The organism is Streptomyces sp. NPDC012474 (genome assembly GCF_042955185.1).
GTDB classification, from domain to species: domain Bacteria; phylum Actinomycetota; class Actinomycetes; order Streptomycetales; family Streptomycetaceae; genus Streptomyces; species Streptomyces cahuitamycinicus.
On the sequence record NZ_JBIBEP010000005.1, the window covers coordinates 281,517 to 301,894 of the forward strand.

16 protein-coding genes, 1 tRNA gene and 1 pseudogene are annotated in these 20,378 nt (G+C 69.3%); 9 read left to right on the forward strand and 9 right to left on the reverse strand.

The window, feature by feature from the left end; all coding sequences use genetic code 11:
• The first annotated feature begins 106 nt into the window (after positions 1 to 106).
• The 5 genes from ACFY9S_RS14235 (at position 107) to ACFY9S_RS14255 (ending at position 5,816) form a co-directional block, all read left to right on the forward strand.
• Entirely contained in the window at positions 107 to 1,336 is a 1,230-nt protein-coding gene (locus ACFY9S_RS14235) for an ABC transporter substrate-binding protein (protein WP_391127282.1), read from the forward strand.
• Positions 1,337 to 1,476: 140 nt separating this feature from the next.
• Positions 1,477 to 2,406: a branched-chain amino acid ABC transporter permease gene (locus ACFY9S_RS14240; protein ID WP_391127285.1), complete on the forward strand. Its 930-nt coding sequence runs from the start codon at positions 1,477 to 1,479 to the stop codon at positions 2,404 to 2,406.
• Between the two features lie 4 nt (positions 2,407 to 2,410).
• On the forward strand, positions 2,411 to 4,225 hold the full coding sequence (locus tag ACFY9S_RS14245; RefSeq protein ID WP_391127288.1) for a branched-chain amino acid ABC transporter permease: 1,815 nt from the start codon (positions 2,411 to 2,413) through the stop codon (positions 4,223 to 4,225).
• 5 nt (positions 4,226 to 4,230) lie between these two features.
• Complete coding sequence (locus ACFY9S_RS14250) at positions 4,231 to 5,103, forward strand: ABC transporter ATP-binding protein (protein WP_102913735.1); 873 nt, start codon at positions 4,231 to 4,233, stop codon at positions 5,101 to 5,103.
• Positions 5,100 to 5,816 carry an ATP-binding cassette domain-containing protein gene (locus ACFY9S_RS14255; RefSeq protein ID WP_391127292.1) on the forward strand — a complete coding sequence of 239 codons (717 nt, stop codon included), beginning with the start codon at positions 5,100 to 5,102 and terminating at the stop codon, positions 5,814 to 5,816. Before ACFY9S_RS14250 ends, ACFY9S_RS14255 begins: the two co-directional genes overlap by 4 nt.
• Positions 5,817 to 5,894: 78 nt before the next feature.
• Here the strand turns inward: ACFY9S_RS14255 and ACFY9S_RS14260 are convergent, their stop codons facing one another.
• A complete protein-coding gene (locus ACFY9S_RS14260) occupies positions 5,895 to 6,551 on the reverse strand; it encodes a response regulator (RefSeq protein ID WP_391127294.1) in 657 nt (218 codons plus the stop codon).
• Between the two features lie 101 nt (positions 6,552 to 6,652).
• Between ACFY9S_RS14260 and ACFY9S_RS14265 the strand changes: the two genes are divergently transcribed.
• Together ACFY9S_RS14265 and ACFY9S_RS14270 are read left to right on the forward strand one after the other, a co-directional pair.
• Positions 6,653 to 6,736 (forward strand) — tRNA-Leu (locus ACFY9S_RS14265).
• Positions 6,737 to 6,821: 85 nt separating this feature from the next.
• Positions 6,822 to 7,622, forward strand: a pseudogene (locus ACFY9S_RS14270) (helix-turn-helix domain-containing protein).
• A gap of 7 nt (positions 7,623 to 7,629) precedes the next feature.
• On the opposite strand, the gene pyk reads toward ACFY9S_RS14270, so the two are convergent.
• Positions 7,630 to 9,051, reverse strand: coding sequence for a pyruvate kinase (gene pyk / locus ACFY9S_RS14275; RefSeq protein WP_391127297.1), 1,422 nt, complete (start codon positions 9,049 to 9,051; stop codon positions 7,630 to 7,632).
• 164 nt (positions 9,052 to 9,215) lie between these two features.
• A complete protein-coding gene (locus ACFY9S_RS14280) occupies positions 9,216 to 9,932 on the reverse strand; it encodes an SIMPL domain-containing protein (protein WP_391127299.1) in 717 nt (238 codons plus the stop codon).
• Positions 9,933 to 10,093: 161 nt separating this feature from the next.
• Here ACFY9S_RS14280 and ACFY9S_RS14285 point away from each other — a divergent pair, with 161 nt between their 5' ends.
• The gene (locus tag ACFY9S_RS14285) at positions 10,094 to 11,890 is read left to right on the forward strand and encodes a 5'-nucleotidase C-terminal domain-containing protein (protein WP_391127302.1); all 1,797 of its coding nucleotides are present in this window, start codon (positions 10,094 to 10,096) and stop codon (positions 11,888 to 11,890) included.
• 34 nt (positions 11,891 to 11,924) lie between these two features.
• Here ACFY9S_RS14285 and ACFY9S_RS14290 read toward each other — a convergent pair whose 3' ends face one another.
• From ACFY9S_RS14290 to ACFY9S_RS14315, 6 genes are all read right to left on the reverse strand, one after another.
• Entirely contained in the window at positions 11,925 to 13,343 is a 1,419-nt protein-coding gene (locus tag ACFY9S_RS14290) for a SidA/IucD/PvdA family monooxygenase (protein WP_391127305.1), read from the reverse strand.
• Positions 13,340 to 14,740, reverse strand: a complete 1,401-nt coding sequence (locus tag ACFY9S_RS14295; RefSeq protein WP_391127308.1) for an aminotransferase class V-fold PLP-dependent enzyme — start codon at positions 14,738 to 14,740, stop codon at positions 13,340 to 13,342. Before ACFY9S_RS14295 ends, ACFY9S_RS14290 begins: the two co-directional genes overlap by 4 nt.
• Before the next feature lie 382 nt (positions 14,741 to 15,122).
• The gene (pepN, locus tag ACFY9S_RS14300; RefSeq protein ID WP_391127311.1) at positions 15,123 to 17,615 is read right to left on the reverse strand and encodes an aminopeptidase N; all 2,493 of its coding nucleotides are present in this window, start codon (positions 17,613 to 17,615) and stop codon (positions 15,123 to 15,125) included.
• A 67-nt stretch (positions 17,616 to 17,682) separates the two neighbouring features.
• Positions 17,683 to 18,231, reverse strand: a complete 549-nt coding sequence (locus ACFY9S_RS14305; RefSeq protein ID WP_391127314.1) for a response regulator — start codon at positions 18,229 to 18,231, stop codon at positions 17,683 to 17,685.
• A gap of 138 nt (positions 18,232 to 18,369) precedes the next feature.
• A complete protein-coding gene (locus ACFY9S_RS14310; protein WP_102913911.1) occupies positions 18,370 to 18,720 on the reverse strand; it encodes a chorismate mutase in 351 nt (116 codons plus the stop codon).
• Between the two features lie 20 nt (positions 18,721 to 18,740).
• The gene (locus ACFY9S_RS14315) at positions 18,741 to 19,217 is read right to left on the reverse strand and encodes a GNAT family N-acetyltransferase (protein ID WP_391127317.1); all 477 of its coding nucleotides are present in this window, start codon (positions 19,215 to 19,217) and stop codon (positions 18,741 to 18,743) included.
• Positions 19,218 to 19,341: 124 nt separating this feature from the next.
• Here ACFY9S_RS14315 and ACFY9S_RS14320 point away from each other — a divergent pair, with 124 nt between their 5' ends.
• On the forward strand, positions 19,342 to 20,229 hold the full coding sequence (locus tag ACFY9S_RS14320) for a hypothetical protein (protein ID WP_391127320.1): 888 nt from the start codon (positions 19,342 to 19,344) through the stop codon (positions 20,227 to 20,229).
• Positions 20,230 to 20,378 lie beyond the last annotated feature (149 nt).

Sequence of the window (20,378 nt, forward strand, 5' to 3'; positions counted from 1 at the left end):
CACGGCCAGTCACCGCCTCCATCGGGAGTTCGGTACCAGCGCGGCACTCACCCCCCGACCAGGGCGGGGCCTGCCTGTGAAAGGACTGATTGTGCGACAGCGTTCCTTGGTGATTCTTACCTCCGTGCTCACGACCGGAGCTCTGACTCTCACCGCCTGCGGCTCCCGAGACGACAGCGGTGACAAGGGCGGAGACAACGGGAGCGGCACCACGCTGACCATCGGCGTCGACGCCCCCCTCTCCGGTGAGAACTCCACCACCGGCCTCGGCATCCAGTACGGCGCCCAGATAGCCATCGACGACGCCAACAAGAACAACTGGGTCCCGGGCGTCAAATTCAAGCTCCAGGCCCTGGACGACAAGGCGCAGCCCGCCACCGGCCAGACCAACGCCACCAACATCGTCGGCAACAAGACCGCCGTCGGCGCCGTCGGCCCGCTCAACTCCGGCGTCGCCCAGACGATGCAGCAGGTGTTCGCCTCGGCCAACATGGTCCAGATCTCCCCCGCGAACACCGCCCCCGAGCTGACCCAGGGCAAGAACTGGCAGACGGACAAGAAGCGTCCCTTCAAGACGTACTTCCGCACCGCCACCACCGACGAACTGCAGGGCAGCTTCGCGGCCGGCTACGCCTACAACGGCCTCAAGAAGAAGAAGGCCTTCGTCGTCGACGACAAGCAGACCTACGGCGCCGGCCTCGCCAAGATCTTCAACGAGCAGTACAAGAAGCTCGGCGGCAAGGTCGTCGGCACCGACCACGTCAACACCGGCGACAAGGACTTCGGCTCCCTCGTCACCAAGATCAAGAACTCCGGTGCCGACCTGCTCTACTACGGCGGCCAGTACGACGAGTCCGCACTGATCACCAAGCAGCTCAAGGACGCCGGCGTCAAGATCCCGCTGTTCGGCGGCGACGGCATGTTCGCCACCACCTACATCGAGGCCGCCGGCAAGTCCTCCGAAGGCGACCTCGCCACCGCCATCGGCGTCCCCGCCGACACCCTGCCCGCCGCCAAGACCTTCATTCAGACGTACAAGGACAAGGGTTACAAGGGCGACTACGGCGCCTACGGTGCCTACGCCTACGACGCCACCACCGCCATCATCAAGGCCGTAAAGGCCGCCGCCGACGCCAACGGCGGCAAGGTGCCCACCGACATCAACGACCTGCGCTCCAAGGTCGTCGACGGTGTCCAGAAGGCCGACTTCGAAGGCCTCACCGGCAAGATCGCCTTCGACGAGTACGGCGACACCACCAACAAGCAGCTGACCGTCTACCAGGTCGAGAAGGGCGCCTGGAAGGCCGTCGAGACCGGCACCGCCGACCTGCAGTAACACCGGCCCCCCAGCAAGCCTCACCACGGGCCGCGCGGAAGGAGGACCCCGACCGCGCGGCCCGTTCTCACACCCCCACACAGAACGCGACCACGCACGCATCCAGTGCACACGACCACCAGCGACATGGAGGCCACGCGGTGAACACCCTGCCGCAGCAGCTGGCCAACGGGCTGCTCCTAGGCTCGATGTACGGGCTGATCGCCATCGGCTACACGATGGTGTACGGCATCGTCCAGCTCATCAACTTCGCGCACGGCGAGATCTTCATGACCGGGGCCTTCGGCGCCCTCACGGTCTACTTCTACATCCTCCCCGACGGCACCTCGATGGCCCTCGCCGTACCCCTCATGCTCCTCGGCGGAGCCCTCGTGGCCATCCTCATAGCCGTCGGAGCGGAACGATTCGCCTACCGACCACTGCGCGGAGCACCACGCCTGGCACCGCTGATCACCGCCATCGGCCTCTCCCTGGCCCTCCAGGAGGTCGTACGCAACTTCTACCCCGGCGCCGACCGCGCCCGCGCCTTCCCCGGCCTCGACGCCACCCACGACATCGGCTCCGTCACCATCAAGGACGCCGACATCTTCCTCATCCTCGCCGCCGTCCTCTGCATGTCCGCCCTCGCCTTCTTCGTGCGCCGCAGCCGCACTGGCCGCGCCATGCAGGCCACCGCGCAGGACCCCGACACCGCACAGCTCATGGGCATCGACACCAACCGCATCATCGTCATCGCCTTCGCCATCGGCGGCTTCTTCGCCGCCGTCGCCGCCGTCGCCTACGGACTCAAGTACGGCAACGTCGACTACCGCATGGGCTTCCTCATGGGCCTCAAGGCCTTCACCGCGGCCGTCCTCGGCGGCATCGGCAACATCTACGGCGCCATGCTCGGCGGCGTCGTCCTCGGCGTCGCCGAAACCCTCGCCTCCGCCTACATCGACGAGATCCCCGGCATGCAGCAGCTCGGCGGCCAGAGCTGGGCCAACGTCTGGGCCTTCGGCCTCCTCATCCTCGTGCTCCTCTTCAGGCCACAGGGCCTGCTCGGCGAGCGCGTCGCGGACAGGGCGTGATCACATGACCGAGACGACCAAGACCCCGACGCCGGACGCCGCCCCCACCCCGACGCCCGCACCGCACGGCCTCATCCCGCTGCCCACCGCGGCCGCCCGCGGCCTCCTGCTGACCGGCGGCACCGCCACCGCCGCCTCCGCGTTCCTCGCCTGGACCTGGACCGCCGAATTCCCCGGCGACCTCACCTTCAACGGCTACCCCGGCGGCCTGCAGTGGCTGACCTTCACCGCCGGCATCCTCACCACACTGTTCGCCCTCGCCTCCTACGGCATCCGCGGACTCGGCTGGCTCCTGCCCGGCCGCAACAACGCACCGCTCGCCCTCACCGCCCTCGGCGGCTTCGCCGTCACCTGGTTCACCGTCATCGCCATCAGCACCACACTCGGCGGCGTCGTCAACCTCGAACCCGGCGGCTGGATCGCGGCCGTAGCCTCCCTGCTGCCCGTCATCGGCGCCTTCGCCCTCCCCCAGGAGCGCACCGACGCCGACGGCACCAAGGAAGCCGTCAAGGCCTACATCGCCAAACCCGAGCACATCCCCGCCCCCCAGGCCACCGCACCCTGGATCCAGCGGGCCATGATCACCGTGGTCACCATCATCGGCCTCGGCGTCTTCACCTACGGCATCGACACCGAGTACGGCGAACTCTTCGTCGGCTACCTCTTCGTCGTCACCTTCACGATCTGGGCCCTGCACACCGCAGGCCTCCTCGACCGCTTCTCCGCACTCGTCGCCGGCAACCGCAGCTTCACCCTCGCCATGGGCTTCGCCGCGGCCATCGCCTTCCCCTTCACCCAGACCGACGACCACTACGCCAACATCGGCGTCAACATCCTGATCTTCGGAACCGTCGCCCTCGGCCTCAACATCGTCGTCGGCCTCGCCGGACTCCTCGACCTCGGATACGTCGCCTTCCTCGGCGTCGGCGCCTACACCGCCGCCCTCGTCTCCGGCTCCGAGTTCTCCACCATCTCCGGCGTCCACCTGCCCTTCTGGGCCTCCGCCCTGACCGGCGCCGCCGCATCCCTCGTCTTCGGCGTCCTCATCGGCGCCCCCACCCTGCGACTGCGCGGCGACTACCTGGCCATCGTGACACTCGGCTTCGGCGAAATCTTCCGCATCGCCGTCAACAACATGGACGGCCAGTCCGGACCCGACGTCACCAACGGCCCCAACGGAATCCCCTCCATCCCCGACCTGAACCTCCTCGGATTCAACTTCGGGCAGGCCCACGACATCGGCGGATTCACCCTCGGCCGCTTCGCCAACTACTACCTCCTGATGGTCCTCATCATGGCCATCGTCGTCCTGGTCTACACCCGAGCAGCGGACTCCCGCATCGGCCGCTCCTGGATCGCCATCCGCGAAGACGAGACCGCCGCCACCGCCATGGGCATCAACGGCTTCCGCGTCAAACTCGTCGCCTTCGCCCTCGGCGCCGCCCTCGCCGGCCTCGCCGGCACCGTCAGCGCCCACGTCACCTACAGCGTCGTCCCCACGCCCTACCAGTTCGCCGGCTCCACCCCGCCCAACTCCGCGTTCCTCCTGGCCGCGGTCGTCCTCGGCGGCATGGGCACCGTCGCAGGACCCCTCCTCGGCGCCGCCCTGCTCTACCTGCTCCCCGAAAAGCTCGTCTTCCTCCAGGAGAAGTCACTCCTCGCCTTCGGCATCGCGCTCGTCCTCCTGATGCGCTTCCGCCCCGAAGGCATCATCGCCAACCGCCGGCGCCAGCTCGAATTCCACGAGACCGGCCAACTCGACGTACCCAAACAGACCACGCTGACCGACGAACCGGCCGTCACCAAGGCGGGGGCATAGCCACGATGACCACACAGCCCACACCTGTACTCGAAGCCCGCGACGTCACCATGCGCTTCGGCGGCCTCACCGCCGTACGCTCCGTCGACTTCACGGTCAACGCCGGCGAGATCGTCGGACTCATCGGCCCCAACGGCGCCGGCAAAACCACCTTCTTCAACTGCCTGACCGGCCTCTACGTCCCCACCGAGGGCACCGTCTCCTACAAAGGCACCGTCCTCCCCCCCAAACCCCACCTGGTCACCCAGGCCGGCATCGCCCGCACCTTCCAGAACATCCGCCTGTTCGCCAACATGACAGTCCTGGAAAACGTCCTCGTCGGACGCCACACCCGGACGAAGGAAGGCCTGTGGTCGGCCCTGCTGCGCGGCCCCGGCTTCAAGAAGGCCGAACGCGCCAGCGAAGAACGCGCCATGGAACTCCTCGAGTTCATCGGCCTCGCCCACAAGCGTGACCACCTCGCACGGAACCTGCCGTACGGCGAACAGCGCAAGCTCGAAATCGCCCGCGCCATGGCCTCCGAACCCGGCCTGCTCCTGCTCGACGAACCCACCGCCGGCATGAACCCCCAAGAGACCAGAGCCGCCGAGGAACTCGTCTTCGCCATCCGCGACAAGGGCATCGCCGTCCTCCTCATCGAGCACGACATGCGCTTCGTCTTCAACCTCAGCGACCGCGTCGCCGTCCTCGTCCAAGGCGAAAAACTCGTCGAAGGCACCCCCGACGTCGTCCAGGCCGACGAACGCGTCGTCGCCGCCTACCTCGGCGAACCCTTCGAAGGCGCCCCCGGCCAAGCCGAAGCCGCCGAGGTCGAGGCCGCCGAAGCCGCCGCCGACGCGACCAGCACCACCAGCAGCACCAAGGGAGAAGCCCAGTGACCGCACTCCTCGAAGTCGAGGACCTCCGGGTCTCCTACGGCAAGATCGAAGCCGTCAAAGGCATCTCCTTCAGCGTCGAAGCCGGCCAGGTCGTCACCCTCATCGGCACCAACGGCGCCGGCAAAACAACCACCCTGCGCACCCTCTCGGGCCTCCTCAAGCCCACAACCGGGAAGATCCTCTTCGACGGCAAACCGCTGAGCGGCGTCCCCGCCCACAAGATCGTCGCCCTCGGCCTCGCCCACTCCCCCGAAGGCCGACACATCTTCCCCCGCCTCACCATCGCCGAGAACCTCCAACTCGGAGCGTTCCTCCGCAAGGACAAAGAAGGCATCGAAAAGGACATCCAGCGCGCCTACGACCTCTTCCCCATCCTGGGCGAACGCCGCAAGCAGGCGGCGGGGACGCTGTCGGGCGGCGAACAGCAGATGCTCGCCATGGGCCGCGCCCTGATGTCCCAGCCGAAACTGCTCATGCTCGACGAACCCTCCATGGGCCTCTCCCCGATCATGATGCAGAAGATCATGGCGACCATCTCCGAGCTGAAGTCCCAGGGCACGACGATCCTCCTCGTCGAACAGAACGCCCAGGCCGCGCTCTCCCTCGCCGACCAGGGCCACGTCATGGAGGTCGGCAACATCGTCCTCTCCGGCACCGGACAGGACCTGCTCCACGACGAGTCGGTACGCAAGGCGTACCTGGGCGAGGACTGACCTCCCGCACCGCCGTACGCCGAGAGGCCCGCTTCCCCTTCGGTCCAGAAAGGGAAGCGGGCCTCTCGCGTCGAGCTCTCAGCCGTTGTCGGCCTTCTTCTCATCCGCGTCCTGAATGACAGCCTCCGCGACCTGCTGCATCGACATCCGCCGATCCATCGACGTCTTCTGAATCCACCGGAAAGCCGCCGGCTCCGACAGCCCGTACTCCGTCTGCAGAATCGACTTCGCCCGGTCCACCAGCTTCCGCGTCTCCAACCGCAGCGTGAGGTCCGCGACCTCCTTCTCCAGCTCCTTCAGCTCCGTGAACCGCGAAACGGCCATCTCGATCGCCGGCACGACATCCGTCTTGCTGAACGGCTTCACGAGATACGCCATGGCACCCGCGTCCCGAGCCCGCTCCACCAGATCCCGCTGCGAGAACGCGGTCAGCATCAGCACCGGCGCGATGCTCTCCTCCGCGATCTTCTCCGCCGCGGAGATACCGTCCATCTTCGGCATCTTCACATCGAGAATGACAAGGTCCGGCCGGTGCTCACGAGCCAGCTCCACCGCCTGCTCACCATCCCCGGCCTCACCGACGACCGTGTACCCCTCCTCCTCCAGCATCTCTTTGAGATCGAGCCGGATCAGCGCCTCGTCCTCGGCGATGACGACCCGCGTCGTCAACGGAGGCACGTGCGACTGGTCCTCTTCAGGCACGTCAACAGGCTGGGGCGACTCGGGGGCACTCACGTGGGCTCCTCGTTACGGGGCAGGGCCGGTCTGCTCCCAAGAGCGTACCTAGCTGCACCGTCATGCGGTCACCCGGTACACTTCCCACAGTTCCACAGCCTGCCCGGTTGGAGGAATCTGGTCAGACTCGCGGTGCTCAAACCACCGTGCCTTCGGGCATGTGGGTTCGAATCCCACACCGGGCACAACATCAAAAAGCGGAGGGCCACGTTCGCGCGGTTCTCCGCTTTTTGCTGCTCAAGGTCACTTTTTGTGACCCACAGTAGCCGCATGCACTTCCATGGCACTGACGTGCGACAGAAAGCTCTCACCCTGCTGCGCGGCGGCGCGAGGAACGCGGACGTGGCCCGCAGCCTCAATGTGCCGCTGGGGACGGTCGGCTACTGGAAACACCTGGACCGCGCGAAGCGCGGCGAGTGTCCCGGGCGCCACGGTCCGAAATGCCCCCGGTGCGACGGTTCGGATCTGGACGAGCCCGCCTATTAGCCCGCCTATTCCTATTTGCTGGGCCTGTATCTCGGGGACGGACACATCAGCCACTACTCCGAGCACCGCGTACCCAACCTGATGATCACCTGCACGCAGTCATGGCCCGGGATCATGGACGCCTGCGAAGCGGCCATGCGGGCGGTCTTCCCCGCGAACTCGACCTGCCGTGTCCGCAGAACCGGCTGCAGCAACGTGAAGGTCTACTCGAAGCACCTGCACTGCCTGTTCCCCCAGCACGGTCCCGGCAAGAAGCACGAGCGGCACATCGCACTGGAGCCCTGGCAACAAGTCATCGTCGACGCCCATCCCTGGGAGTTCATCCGGGGGCTCATCCACTCCGACGGCTGTCGGATCACCAACTGGACAACCCGCATGGTCGCCGGGGAGCGCAAGCGTTACGAGTATCCCCGGTACTTCTTCACCAACGTCTCCGACGACATCCGGCAGCTCTACACCGACACCCTGGACAAGCTCGGCGTCGAATGGACGCTCTGCACCCGCAACGGCAACCCCTTCAACATCTCCGTCGCCCGCAAAGCCTCCGTCGCTCTCATGGACGCCCACGTGGGCCCCAAGTACTGACGACGCGCTACTCCGCGATGTGGTGGACCCGGACCATGTTCGTCGAGCCGGAGACTCCGGGCGGGGAGCCGGCCGTGATGACGACCGTGTCGCCCGGGCGGCAGCGGCCATAGCGCAACAGCAGCTCGTCGACCTGGTCGACCATCGCGTCCGTGGAGTCGACGCACGGGCCGAGGAAGGTCTCGACGCCCCAGGTGAGGCTGAGTTGGGAGCGGGTGGCCTGGTCGGGGGTGAAGGCGAGGAGGGGGATCGGGGAGCGGTAGCGGGAGAGGCGGCGGGCGGTGTCGCCGGACTGGGTGAAGGCGACGAGGAATGTCGCGCCGAGGAAGTCGCCGATCTCCGCGGCTGCGCGGGCTACGGCGCCGCCCTGGGTGCGGGGTTTGTTGCGTTCGGTCAGGGGTGGGAGGCCTTTCGCCAGGATGTCCTCCTCTGCCGCTTCGACGATGCGGGCCATGGTGCGGACCGTTTCGATGGGGTGTTTGCCGACGCTGGTCTCGCCGGAGAGCATGACGGCGTCGGTGCCGTCGATGACGGCGTTGGCGACGTCGGAGGCTTCGGCGCGGGTGGGGCGGGCGTTGTCGATCATCGAGTCGAGCATTTGGGTGGCGACGATGACGGGTTTGGCGTTGCGTTTGGCGAGTTTGATGGCGCGTTTTTGGACGATCGGGACCTGCTCCAGTGGCATTTCGACGCCGAGGTCTCCGCGGGCGACCATGATGCCGTCGAATGCGGCGACGATGTCGTCGATGTTTTCGACGGCCTGGGGCTTTTCGACTTTGGCGATGACGGGGAGGCGGCGGCCTTCTTCGTCCATGATGCGGTGGACGTCCTGGATGTCGCGGCCGGTGCGGACGAAGGAGAGGGCGATGACGTCGAAGCCGGTGCGCAGGGCCCAGCGGAGGTCGTCTTCGTCCTTTTTGGAGAGGGCGGGGACGGAGAGTGCGACGCCGGGGAGGTTGAGGCCTTTGTGGTCGGAGATGACGCCGCCTTCGAGGACCGTGGTGTGGACGTGGGGGCCGTCCACTGCGGTGACTTCGAGGCTGACTTTGCCGTCGTCGACGAGGATGCGTTCGCCTGTGGTGACGTCGGTGGCGAGGCCGGCGTAGGTGGTGCCGCAGATCTGGCCGTCGCCTTCGGTGCCGTCTTCGACGGTGATGGTGAAGGTGTCGCCGCGTTCGAGGAGTACGGGGCCTTCGGTGAAGCGGCCGAGTCGGATTTTCGGGCCTTGGAGGTCGGCGAGGAGGCCGACGCTGCGGCCGGTTTCGTCTGCGGCTTTGCGGACCCGGTGGTAGCGCTCCTCGTGTTCGGCGTGGCTGCCGTGGCTGAGGTTGAGGCGGGCTACGTCCATTCCGGCGTCGACCAGGGTTTTGATCTGGTCGTAGGTGTCGGTGGCGGGTCCTAGGGTGCAGACGATTTTTGCTCGGCGCATGGGACGAGCTTATGAGTTACCCACTGGTAGGGAATTGGTGGGGCGCGGCCACCCAACGGGCTGTGGGGTGAGTGCTCTTGACGCGTGTTGAATTGTGCGGTGGGGCGCTCTGATGAGCACTCGGCCGGAATTCGGTCGTGTTTTCGGATTTCCGCTCAGGGGGCTTACAGCCGCGGCGGCACCATCGTGAAGCGGGCGTTGATCTGGGCGTGGACGCGTTGGCGCTGGGGTTCGAGGTCGAGGGGGGCGGGGGTGTCCTCGGCGGCGCCGGCGTAGGCCGCTGAGCGCATGCGGCCGGGCGACTGGGGGTGGGCCGGCGGGGTGCTCTCGGCGCCGATGTCGGCGAGTTCGACGAGGGCGGACAGGGTGGTGCCGAGGGCGTCGGCGTATTCGCGGGCGCGTTGGACGGCTTCGTGTACGGCCTTCTTCCTGGCCTCGCGGTGGGCGGGTGAGTCGGGGCGCAGGGCCCACCAGGGGCCGTCGACGCGGGTGAGGTCGAGGTCGGCGAGGCGGGTGGTGAGTTCGCCGAGGGCGGTGAAGTCGGTGAGTTCGGCGGTGACGCGGACGCTGCCGTGGTAGGTGCGGACGCGCTCGCCGCGGCCGTGTTTGGTGAGTTCGGGGGTGATGGAGAAGGCGCCGGTCTCCAGGCGTTCGACGGCGTCGCCGTAGGACTTGACGAGGTCGAGGACGCCGGCGTTGCGGCGGGTGAGGTCGTCGAGGGCGGAGCGGCGGTCGCGGCCGCGGGCGGCGACGGTGATGCCGATGCGGGCGATCTCGGGGTCGACTTCGAGGCGGGCTTCGCCGCGGACGGCGATGCGGGGGGCCTCGGGTGTGCCGTAGGGGACGGCGGGCTGGGAGGCGTCTGGGGTGGCCGCGGTCATACGCCCCACTCTGTCATGTCTGGGCTGGTTGGCGGCCCGGGATGCGGGGGCCGAGTCACCAGATCGCAACCTGGCGGGTCTGTTGCGGCCGGTCATGTGCGGGTCAGAATCTACGCGCGTTATCTACGCGCGTCGTTCACAGATTCCGCGAGGAGCCAGACATGCCGTTGAACCGCCGGAAGTTCCTGGAGAAGTCCGCCGTGACCGGGGCGGGGGTGGCGCTGGCCGGTGCGGTCGCAGCGCCGGGTGCGCAGGCGGCCGAGGCGAAGCGCGGCGCCAAGCGGTACGCGTTCACCGTGCTGGGGACGACGGACCTGCATGGCAACGTCTTCAACTGGGACTACTTCACGGACAAGGAGTTCGACGACAAGGACCACAACGACGTCGGTCTCGCGAAGGTCTCCACCCTCGTCAACCGGGTCCGTGCGGAGAAGGGGCGCCGCAACACGCTGCTGATCGACGCGGGCGACACCATTCAGGGCACGCAGTTGTCGTACTACTACGCCAAGGTGGACCCGATCACGGCCGAGGGCGGCCCGGTGCATCCGATGGCGCAGGCGATGAACGCCATGGGGTATGACGCGGCGGCGCTCGGCAACCACGAGTTCAACTACGGCATTCCGGTGCTGCGGAAGTTCGAGCAGCAGTGCCGTTTCCCGCTGCTGGGGGCGAACGCGCTGGACGCGAAGACGTTGCGGCCGGCGTTCGCGCCGTACAGCATGCACCGGCTGCGTACGCCGTTCGGGCGGGACGTGAAGGTGGCGGTGCTGGGGCTGACCAACCCGGGCATCGCGATCTGGGACAAGGCGAACGTGCAGGGGAAGATGACGTTCCCGGGTCTGGAGGAGCAGGCGGCGAAGTGGGTGCCGAAGCTGCGGTCGATGGGCGCGGACGTGGTCATCGTGTCGGCGCACAGTGGTTCGTCGGGGACGTCGTCCTACGGTGACCAGCTGCCGTACGTCGAGAACGCGGCGGGGTTGGTGGCGGAGCAGGTGCCGGGCATCGACGCGATCCTGGTCGGGCACGCGCACACGGAGATCCCGGAGTACTTCGTCACGAACAAGAAGACCGGCAAGCAGGTCGTTTTGTCGGAGCCGCTGAAGTGGGGCCAGCGGCTGACGCTGTTCGACTTCGAGCTGGTCTGGGAGAGGGGCTGCTGGAAGGTCGAGAAGGTGGGCGCGAAGGTTCTCAACTCCAACACGGTGGAGGAGGACCCGAAGATCACGAAGCTGCTCGGGGACGAGCACGAGAAGGTCGTGGGTTACGTCAACCAGGTCGTCGGGACCAACGCGGCGGAGATGACGTCGGCCGAGGCGCCGTACAAGGACGTGCCGATCATCGATCTGATCAACCACATCCAGGCGGACACGGTGAAGCAGGCGCTGGCGGGCACGGAGTACGCCGCGTTGCCGGTGCTGTCGCAGGCGGCGTGCTTCTCGCGCAGTGCGCGGATCCCGGCCGGTGAGGTGACGATCCGGGATGTGGCGGGTCTGTACGTGTTCGAGAACACGCTGGAGGCGCGTCTGATGACGGGTGCGCAGATGAAGGCGTACCTGGAGTTCTCGGCGAGCTACTTCGTGCAGACGGCGCCGGGCGCCGCGGTGGACCCGGCGAAGCTGACGAACGCGAACGGCACGCCGGACTACAACTACGACGTGGTGAGCGGTCTGTCGTACGAGATCGACATCGCGAAGCCGGCCGGTTCGCGGGTGACGAATGTGCGGTTCGAGGGGCAGCCGCTCGCGGACGACGCGACGTTCGTGTTCGCGGTGAACAACTACCGGGCCAACGGCGGCGGGAACTTCCCGCATGTCGCCGCGGCCCGGTTGCTGTGGTCGAACTCGGAGGAGATCCGCAACACCATGATCGCCTGGGTGAAGGCGAAGGGTTCGATCGACCCGGCCGGTTTCGCGGGGGTGGACTGGAAGCTCACGCGTGAGGGCACGCCCGTCTTCTGAGGCGCGGCGCCGGTGGTGAGTGCCGGGTGTTTCGTCACCTTCGGTCGTCGACGAGCGGGGTCAGTGCCGGTGCCTCGCGGGGTGGCGGGACGTGTGCCCGCTGGGTGAGGCCGAAGGTGGTGAAGGCGGTGCGGGCGGGGAGTGCGTAGGCTTCCCCGCCCGTCAGGGCGTTGAGGATGATCGCGCTGCGCCAGGCGGCGAGTCCGAGGTCGGGGGCGCCGACGCCGTGGGTGTGGGTTTCGGCGTTCTGGACGTAGGCCGTGCCGGTGACGGCGGGGTCGAGGACGAGTCGGTAGTCCTCGTCGATGCGGGGGCGTTCCTGGTTGTCGCGGCGCATGTAGGGGTCGAGGCCGGCGAGGATCCGGTCGAGGGGGCGTTCGCGGTAGCCGGTGGCGAGGACGACGGCGTCGGTGGTGAGGCGGGAGCGGCTGTCCTGGAGGGTGTGTTCCAGGTGCAGTTCGACTTTGGTGGTGGCGACCCGGCCGGCGGTGCGGACCTGGACGCCGGGGGTGAGGACGGCGTCGGGCCAGCCGCCGTGCAGGGTGCGGCGGTAGAGCTCGTCGTGGACGGCGGCGATGGTGGCGGCGTCGATGCCTTTGTGCAGCTGCCACTGGCCGTCGATGAGCCGGTCGCGGGTGGGTTCGGGCAGGGCGTGGAAGTAGCGGGTGTGGTCGGGGGTGAAGTGCTCCAGGCCGAGCTTGGAGTACTCCATGGGTGCGAAGGCCTCGGTGCGGCCCAGCCAGTGCAGCTTTTCGCGTCCGGCGGGCCTGTTGCGGAGCAGGTCGAGGAAGATCTCGGCGCCGGATTGTCCGGTGCCGACGACGGTGATGTGCTCGGCGGCGAGGAGGGCGGTGCGGTGGTCGAGGTAGTCGGCGGCGTGCACGACGGGTACGCCGGGGGCTTCGACGAGGGGTTTGAGGGGGTCGGGGACGTAGGGCTCGGTGCCGATGCCGAGGACGACGTTGCGTGCGTAGGTCCGGCCGAGGGCTTCTGCTTCTCCTTCGGTGTCGAGCTGGGTGAAGTCGACCTCGAAGACGTCGCGTTCGGGGTTCCAGCGGACGGCGTCGATCTGGTGGCCGAAGTGCAGGCCGGGGAGGTTTTCGCTGACCCAGCGGCAGTAGGCGTCGTATTCGGCGCGTTGGATGTGGAAGCGCTCGGCGAAGTAGAAGGGGAAGAGCCGTTCGCGGGACCTGAGGTAGTTGAGGAAGGTCCAGGGGCTGGTGGGGTCGGTGAGGGACACCAGGTCGGCGAGGAACGGGACTTGGATGGTGGCGCCTTCGATGAGCAGACCGGGGTGCCAGCCGAAGGTGGGGCGCTGGTCGTAGAAGACGGTGTCGAGGCCGCCCAGGGGGTGGGCGAGCGCGGCGAGGGAGAGGTTGGCGGGGCCGATGCCGATGCCGACCAGGTCGCGGGGGGCGTCGGGCTCCTGGTGGGGGTGGGGGGTGGGGTTCATCGGGGGGTGTGTCCTTCCACGTGTGTGGCTCGGCTCGCTGCCGCGAGGTGCAGCAGGGCGGCCAGGTCGTCGGGCCCGGTGGCGGGGTTGAGGAGGGTGGCCTTGAGCCAGAGCCGGCCGTCGAGGCGGGCCCGGCCGAGGACGGCGCGGCCGTCGGTGAGCAGCGCGCGGCGTACGGCGGCCACGGTGGTGTCGGTGGCGCCGGTGGGCCGGAACAGGACCGTGCTGATGACGGGCTGGGCGTGCAGTTCGAAGTCGGGGTGTGCGTCGACGAGGTCGGCGAACTGCCGGGCGTGGGCGCAGACTTGGTCGACGAGTGTGCCGAGGCCGGTGCGGCCGAGGGTCTTGAGGGTGACGGCGAGTTTGAGGACGTCGGGGCGGCGGGTGGTTCTGAGGGACCGGCCGAGCAGGTCGGGTAGTCCGGCCTCGGTGTCGTCGTCGGCGTTGAGGTAGTCGGCGCGTTGTCGCAGAGGGGTGAGGTCGCGGGCGTCCCGGACGGCGAGGAGGCCGGCGGCGACCGGCTGCCAGCCGAGTTTGTGCAGGTCGAGGGTGACGGTGTCGGCTGCGTCGAGCCCGGTGAGGCGGGTGCGGTGCCGGTCGCTGAAGAGGAGGCCTCCGCCGTAGGCGGCGTCCACGTGCAGCCGGGCGTCGTGGTCGGCGCAGCGGGCGGCGATCTCGGGCAGCGGGTCGATGAGCCCGGCGTCGGTGGTGCCGGCGGTGGCGGCGACGAGCAGCGGGCCGTTCAGGCCGGTGAGGGTCTGGTCGAGTGCGTGGGGGTCGAGTGTGCCGTGCGGGGTGGGTACGACCACGGGCTGGGGCAGGCCGAGCAGCCAGGCGGCGCGGGGCAGGGAGTGGTGGGCGTTTGCCCCGCAGACGAGCCGGACGGATCCGCCGTGGGACTCCCGGGCGAGGAGCAGGGCGAGCTGGTTGGATTCGGTGCCGCCGGTGGTGATGAGGGAGTCGGGGCGTGTGGGTGTGCCGGTTCCGTGGATCTCGCGGGCCAGGGCCTCCGTGATCAGCCTCTCCAGCTCCGACGCTCCCGGGGCCTGGTCCCAGGAGTCCAGGGAGGGATTGAGGGCGGAGGCCGCGAGGTCGGCCGCGGTGGCCACGGCGAGCGGGGGGCAGTGGAGGTGGGCGGCGCACAGGGGGTGGGCGGGGTCGGCGGCGGTTTCGGCGAAGGCGTGGACCAGGGTGCGGAGGGCGTGCGGGTCGCCCTGGTCGGGGAGGAGGTCCCCGACCGCGTTCCGCAGCCGCGCCGCGACCTGGTCCGGGCCGCCCGCGGGCAGCGGCCCGCCGCGGGCCCGGGCGCCGGTTTCCAGCGCGTCGAGCACGGTGTGGAGCAAGGGCCGCAGGACGTGCGGGCCGTCGGGGCCCGATGCGAGGGGCGGCGTGCTCATGGGCTGACCTCCGGGGCGCGGATGGCGGCACGCCCGGACAGCCCAACGATCCAACCCGGGTGGAGGTACTTCTGTGCGCGGGGGTGGGTTCTCGAACCCGGCGGCGTGGTCCTCGCGCCGGGCCGATCTGTGCACGGGGTGGGGCCTCGAACCCGGCCATGTAATCCTCGACCCGGACCCATCGGTGCACGAGGTCGGACCTCGAACCCGGCCACATAACCCCCGACCCGGACCCACCCCTACACCAAGCCGGACCTCGAACCCGGCCGCATGACGCTCAGGCCTGGGCCGGGTCGGGTCTCCGTGGCCCCGGGCGGGAGGTGCGACCGGTCCGCCGCGATGGGCGAAGGCGCGCCGCCCCGGGCCCGCCCCGAGTCCGCCTTCAGGCCTCGCGGGCTCCCTGGACCCGCAACGCCCGCTTCAAGTCGTCCAGTTGGTCGACGAGTTTGCGGCGCAGCGCGGGGGTCGGGCCGGCGTCGTGCAGGCACGTCTCGCCGAGGTGGAGGTTGTCCGCGTCGACGGCGTGTGCGGGGAAGGCCCAGCGGCCCGCCGCCTCGGCCATGGCGGGGCCCCGGCGGTCGGCGAGGGCGACCGCGTCGGGGTAGTAGCGCGCGACGTACTCGCGTACCAGGTCGGCTTGTTCGGGCTGCCAGAAGCCGCGGGCGGTGGCGGTGAAGAGGTAGTTGGACAGGTCGTCGGAGTCGAACATGGCTTCCCAGGCGCGGGCCTTGGCCTCCGGGTCGGGCAGGGCGGCGCGGCAGCGGGCGGCGCCCTCCTGGCCGGTGGCGCTGGGGTCGCGTTCCAGTTCGGCGGCGATGGCGGCCTCGTCGGTCGCGCCGAGGACGGCGAGCCGGGCGAGTACGCGCCAGCGCAGCTCGGGGTCGAGTTCGGGGCCGCCGGGGACGGTGCCGTCGGCGAGCCAGGCGGCGATGGTGTCGGGGTGGGCGGCCACGTCGATGCGGTGGCGTACGGCGATCAGGCGCAGGCCGGGGTTGTCGCCGTCCTCGGTGCGGCGGATGAGGTCGCGGCACAGTTCGGAGAGGGTGGCGAGTGCGGCGGGCCGCTCCTCGGGGGTGAGGTAGCGGTCGGCGATGTAGGTGGAGGCGAAGGCCAGCACGCCCTGGACGATGGCGAGGTCCGTCTCCAGCGGGAGGTGCGCCCTGGCGGTCTCCAGGTAGGCGCCGGGGGCGAGTTCGCCGTCGCGGACGGCGTCCCGCAGGGCGTTCCAGACGATCGCGCGGGTGAGCGGCCGGGGCAGGCCGGACAGGTCCTTGCGGACGGTTTCGAAGGATTCGGGGTCGAAGCGGACCTTGGCGTAGGTGAGGTCGCCGTCGTTGAGGAGGAGCAGGGCGGGCCGTTTGCCGATGGGGTGGGCGTCGGTCTGCGGGAGGTCCAGGTGGAGGCTTTCGCGCAGGACGAGCTGTCCGCCGTCGTCGCCGAGGTCCCGGTCGTAGAGGCCGGCGGCGATGCGGTGCGGGCGGCTGCCGGTGCGGTCGACGCTGAGGGCGCAGGTGCCGTGCTCGCCGGGGGTGATGCGCGGGGTGAGGGTGTCGACGCCGGTGGTGCGCAGCCAGGCGTCGGCCCAGGCGGGGACGTCGCGGTCGGTGGCGCTCGCGAGGTTGTCGATGAAGTCGGCGAGGGTGGCGTTGGCGAACTTGTGCCGGGCGAAGTGGGTGTTGATGCCGGCGAGGAAGTCCTTCTCGCCGAGCCAGGCGACCAGTTGCCGCAGCGCGCTGGCGCCCTTGGCGTAGGAGATGCCGTCGAAGTTGAGCAGTGCGGCGGCGGTGTCGTCGACGGCTTCGGGGGCGACGGGGTGGGTGGAGGGGCGCTGGTCGGCGTCGTAGCCCCAGGACTTGCGGGTGACGCCGAAGTCGGTCCAGGTGTCCGTGAAGCGGGTGGCTTCGGTGAGGGTCTGGTAGCCCATGTACTCGGCGAAGGACTCGTTCAGCCAGATGTCGTCCCACCACTTGAGGGTGACGAGGTCACCGAACCACATGTGGGCCATCTCGTGGGCGATGACCATGGCGCGGGTCTGGCGTTCGGTGTCGGTGACGGCGGAGCGGTAGACGAACTCGTCGCGGAAGGTGACGAGGCCCGGGTTCTCCATGGCGCCGGCGTTGAATTCGGGGACGAAGGCCTGGTCGTAGGAGTCGAACGGGTAGGGCTCGTCGAACTTCTCGTGGTAGCGGTCGTAGCAGGCGCGGGTGACGTCGAGGAGTTCGTCGGCGTCGGCGTCGAGGTAGGGGGCGAGGGAGCGGCGGCAGTGCAGGCCGAAGGGCAGGCCGCGGTGCTCGGTGCGTACGGAGTGCCAGGGGCCGGCAGCGACGGCGACGAGGTAGGTGGAGATGAGCGGAGTGGGGGCCGTCTTCCATACGCCGTCGGCCTCGTGGGTGATGCCGTTGGCGAGGACGGTCCAGTCCTGCGGGGCCTTCACCGACAGTTCGAAGACGGCTTTCAGGTCGGGCTGGTCGAAGGCGGCGAAGACGCGCTGGACGTCGTCCAGGAAGAGCTGGGTGTAGACGTAGGTCTCGCCGTCGGTGGGGTCGGTGAAGCGGTGCATGCCCTCGCCGGTGCGGGAGTAGCGCATCCGGGCGTCCACGCGCAGTTCGTGCTCGCCGGCGGTGAGGTCGGTCAGGGCGAGCCGGTTGCCGTCCAGGGCTTCCGGGTCCAGGGGGTGTCCGTCGAGGGTGACGGAGCGCAGCTCGGCGGGCTTGAGCTCGACGAAGGTGTTCCCGTCCACGCGGGCAGCGAACCTGATCAGGGTGCGGGAGTCGAAGGTGTCGTCTCCGCCGGTCAGGTCGAGTTCGATGGTGTAGCGGTGGACGTCGAGGAGCTCTGCTCGGGTCTGCGCTTCGTCGCGCGTCAGTACGGACATGCGTGACATGCTGCCTGATGGCGTCGGCAACGCACAGAGGCGGATCGGTACGTGCCCAATGTCCGCTCTAGGCGCGGTCGTTTTCGAGCTCCCCGGCGTGCGCCCCCCTGGGCCGTTGTGTGGGCACGCGCGCGTCGGGGTGCGGCAGTCCGGGGCGGGGGTGTTCGGTGGTCCCGGTGTGCTCTGCGACGAGGGAGCGCAGGTGGTGCACTTCGCGTTCGAGGGCGAGGTGGCGCCGGTGGGCGTCGTGGAGGTAGCGGACCTTGGTGCGCAGGGCCCAGGGGTCCACGGGCTTCAGGACGAGGTCGGCGACGCCGAGCCGGAAGGCGGTGGTGGTCAGTTCGTGGTCGGCGCCGAAGCCGGTGAGCAGGATGACGGGGATGTGCTGGGTCTGTTCCACGCGCCGCATGTAGCGCACGACCTCCAGTCCGCTGACGCCGGGCATGCGCACGTCGAGCAGCAGCAGGCCGACCTGGCCGCGGAGGACCTGCTTGAGTGCCTCGTCGCCGCTGGTGGCCCGGCCGAGCTGGTAGCCCAGCGGGGCCAAGGCGCTCTCCAGCGCGTACAGCGTGTCCTCGTGGTCGTCGACGATGAGGATCCTGGTATCCGACGGCATGGCCCGACGCCCCTCCCTCGTGGAGGACCAGAGTAAGTCCGGGACGCTGACGTGGTGTGCTCGTCAGCTGACATGCTGTGCACAGGGCAGCATGTCGCGAGCGGGCCGTCGTGTCACTCCCCCGGGGCGTGCGCGAGGTCAGTTGGCGCCGGTGGCGGAGCCGTTGAGCGCTTCGTCCGCGATGCGCTCGTGGTGGCGGATGACCTCGGCGACGATGAAGTTGAGGAACTTCTCGGCGAAGGCCGGGTCCAGCTTGGCGTCTTCGGCGAGGGCGCGGAGCCGGGCGATCTGGCGGGCCTCGCGGGCCGGGTCGGCGGGCGGCAGCTGGTGGCGGGCTTTGAGGTGGCCGACCTGCTGGGTGCATTTGAAGCGCTCGGCGAGCATGTGGACGACGGCCGCGTCGATGTTGTCGATGCTGTCGCGCAGCCGGGCGAGCTCTTCACGGACGGCGGGGTCGGCGTCACGGGAACCGGTGTTGCTGGTGGTCATGGGGCGTCAGCCTACGGGGATCACGCGGGGTGGCAGTCGGTCGTCTCATTCTTCGGCGGTGGGAGCCGTTTGTGGAAGTAGACGTCCTCGTGGCCGCCGGGGACGCCCCGGATGCGGGCCCGTTCCCGGAAGCCGAGCCTCGGGTAGAAGCGGGGTGCCTGGAAGCTGTACGTGGAGACGATCATGTCGGTGCAGCCGCGCCGGGCCGCCTCGGCCTCCGCCGCGCGCATCAGCCGGCCACCCCAGCCGGTGTGGCGCTGGTCCTCGCGGACCCAGAGCATGTCCACCGAGCACAGGGTTCCCCAGGTCCAGGCGGTGAGCCCGCCGACCAGGTCGCCGGTGTCGTCGGTGACGCGCACGGAGAGGGGTTCGGTGACGGCGCCGTCGGCGGCGGCGGTGTTGAAGGCGGTCAACTCCTCGTCGAGCCGCTTTTCGAGGTCGTCGTCCTGGCCGCCCACCCGGAGCGTGGCGGCGACGGTGTGCTGTTCGCTGGTCACGGCGCGGATTCTGCCGGAGGCGCCGGGTGGTGACGACCGGTTTTCGCCGTCTGCGCGCCCGTCCGCGGCGGGTCGCGTCCTCGTACAGTGGAACCGGGTTCCGGGGCGTCCCTGGGGGTGAGGCGTGGCGAGCGACGGGCCGGTCGAGCACGGTTACCCGCATCTGGAGACGGTGCGGGCCGCCATCACGGCGCTGTACAAGCGGCTGTCGTACGACACCGTCCAGACGTTCGCGACGAGTGTCGTCCCCGCGGATGTGGCGTTCTGCGACACCGACGATCTGTATCTGGGGGCGCAGCGGGTGGCGCACGAGCTGGTGCGGCACTACCGGCTGCCGGATGCCCGGCTGGTCGTGAGTTTCCGGGAGATGCGGCACGCGGCGAACGTGGAGCTCGCGGCCGGGCCGGAGTACTTCGTGGAGCTGAACGACCGGTTCCGTGACCATCGGCGGGACATCGGGGCGGCCCTGGCGCACGAGGTGATGCACGTGTACCTGCATCGTCTGGACCTGTCCTTCCCGGGCGTCCGGGACAACGAGATCCTCACGGACACGGCGACGACGTATCTGGGCGCGGGCTGGCTGCTGCTGGACGCGTACCGGGAGGACGGGGCGTCGTCGCAGAAGCTGGGGTACCTCACGCCGGAGGAGTTCGGGTACGTGCTGGCCAAGCGGGCGCTGGTCTTCGGGGAGGACCCGTCGGTGTGGTTCACCAGTGCGCAGGCGTACACGGCGTACGTGAAGGGGATGGAGCTGGCCCGCGTCGACGAGCGGCAGCCGCCGCTGACGGCGGCGGGGTGGGCGGGGCGGCGGCGGTACGCCCGGGACCGGCGTCACGGGCCGTCGGATCCGCCGCAGCCGGGGGTGCGGTACGCGTTCTCCCCTGACGGGGGCGGGCGGTTGCGGGTGTCGTTCCCCTGCCCCACGTGCCATCAGCGGATCAGGGTGCCGGTACGGGGGCGGGTCCGGGCACGGTGTGCTCTGTGCCGGAGCGTGCTGGAGTGCGACACGTAAGGCGCGAGGGCGGAGCCCCCTTCTCGGAGCGCGCGAGGAGGGCTGCGCCGGGCCCCGCCGTCCAGGTCGCCGTTGCGAGGCGGCGTACGCCGGCGCCACGGTACCGCGCGCTGCATCTGCACGGGGTGGTCGGCTGCGGCGCCGAGTGC

Coding starts and splice junctions, on each gene's coding strand:
- pyk (WP_391127297.1), bottom strand. CDS start 9,051: ATGCGCCGAGCAAAAATCGTCTGCACCCTAGGACCCGCCACCGACACC.
- ACFY9S_RS14305 (WP_391127314.1), bottom strand. CDS start 18,231: ATGCCGTCGGATACCAGGATCCTCATCGTCGACGACCACGAGGACACG.
- ACFY9S_RS14280 (WP_391127299.1), bottom strand. CDS start 9,932: ATGACCGCGGCCACCCCAGACGCCTCCCAGCCCGCCGTCCCCTACGGC.
- ACFY9S_RS14290 (WP_391127305.1), bottom strand. CDS start 13,343: ATGAACCCCACCCCCCACCCCCACCAGGAGCCCGACGCCCCCCGCGAC.
- ACFY9S_RS14310 (WP_102913911.1), bottom strand. CDS start 18,720: ATGACCACCAGCAACACCGGTTCCCGTGACGCCGACCCCGCCGTCCGT.
- ACFY9S_RS14285 (WP_391127302.1), top strand. CDS start 10,094: ATGCCGTTGAACCGCCGGAAGTTCCTGGAGAAGTCCGCCGTGACCGGG.
- ACFY9S_RS14245 (WP_391127288.1), top strand. CDS start 2,411: ATGACCGAGACGACCAAGACCCCGACGCCGGACGCCGCCCCCACCCCG.
- pepN (WP_391127311.1), bottom strand. CDS start 17,615: ATGTCCGTACTGACGCGCGACGAAGCGCAGACCCGAGCAGAGCTCCTC.
- ACFY9S_RS14295 (WP_391127308.1), bottom strand. CDS start 14,740: ATGAGCACGCCGCCCCTCGCATCGGGCCCCGACGGCCCGCACGTCCTG.
- ACFY9S_RS14250 (WP_102913735.1), top strand. CDS start 4,231: ATGACCACACAGCCCACACCTGTACTCGAAGCCCGCGACGTCACCATG.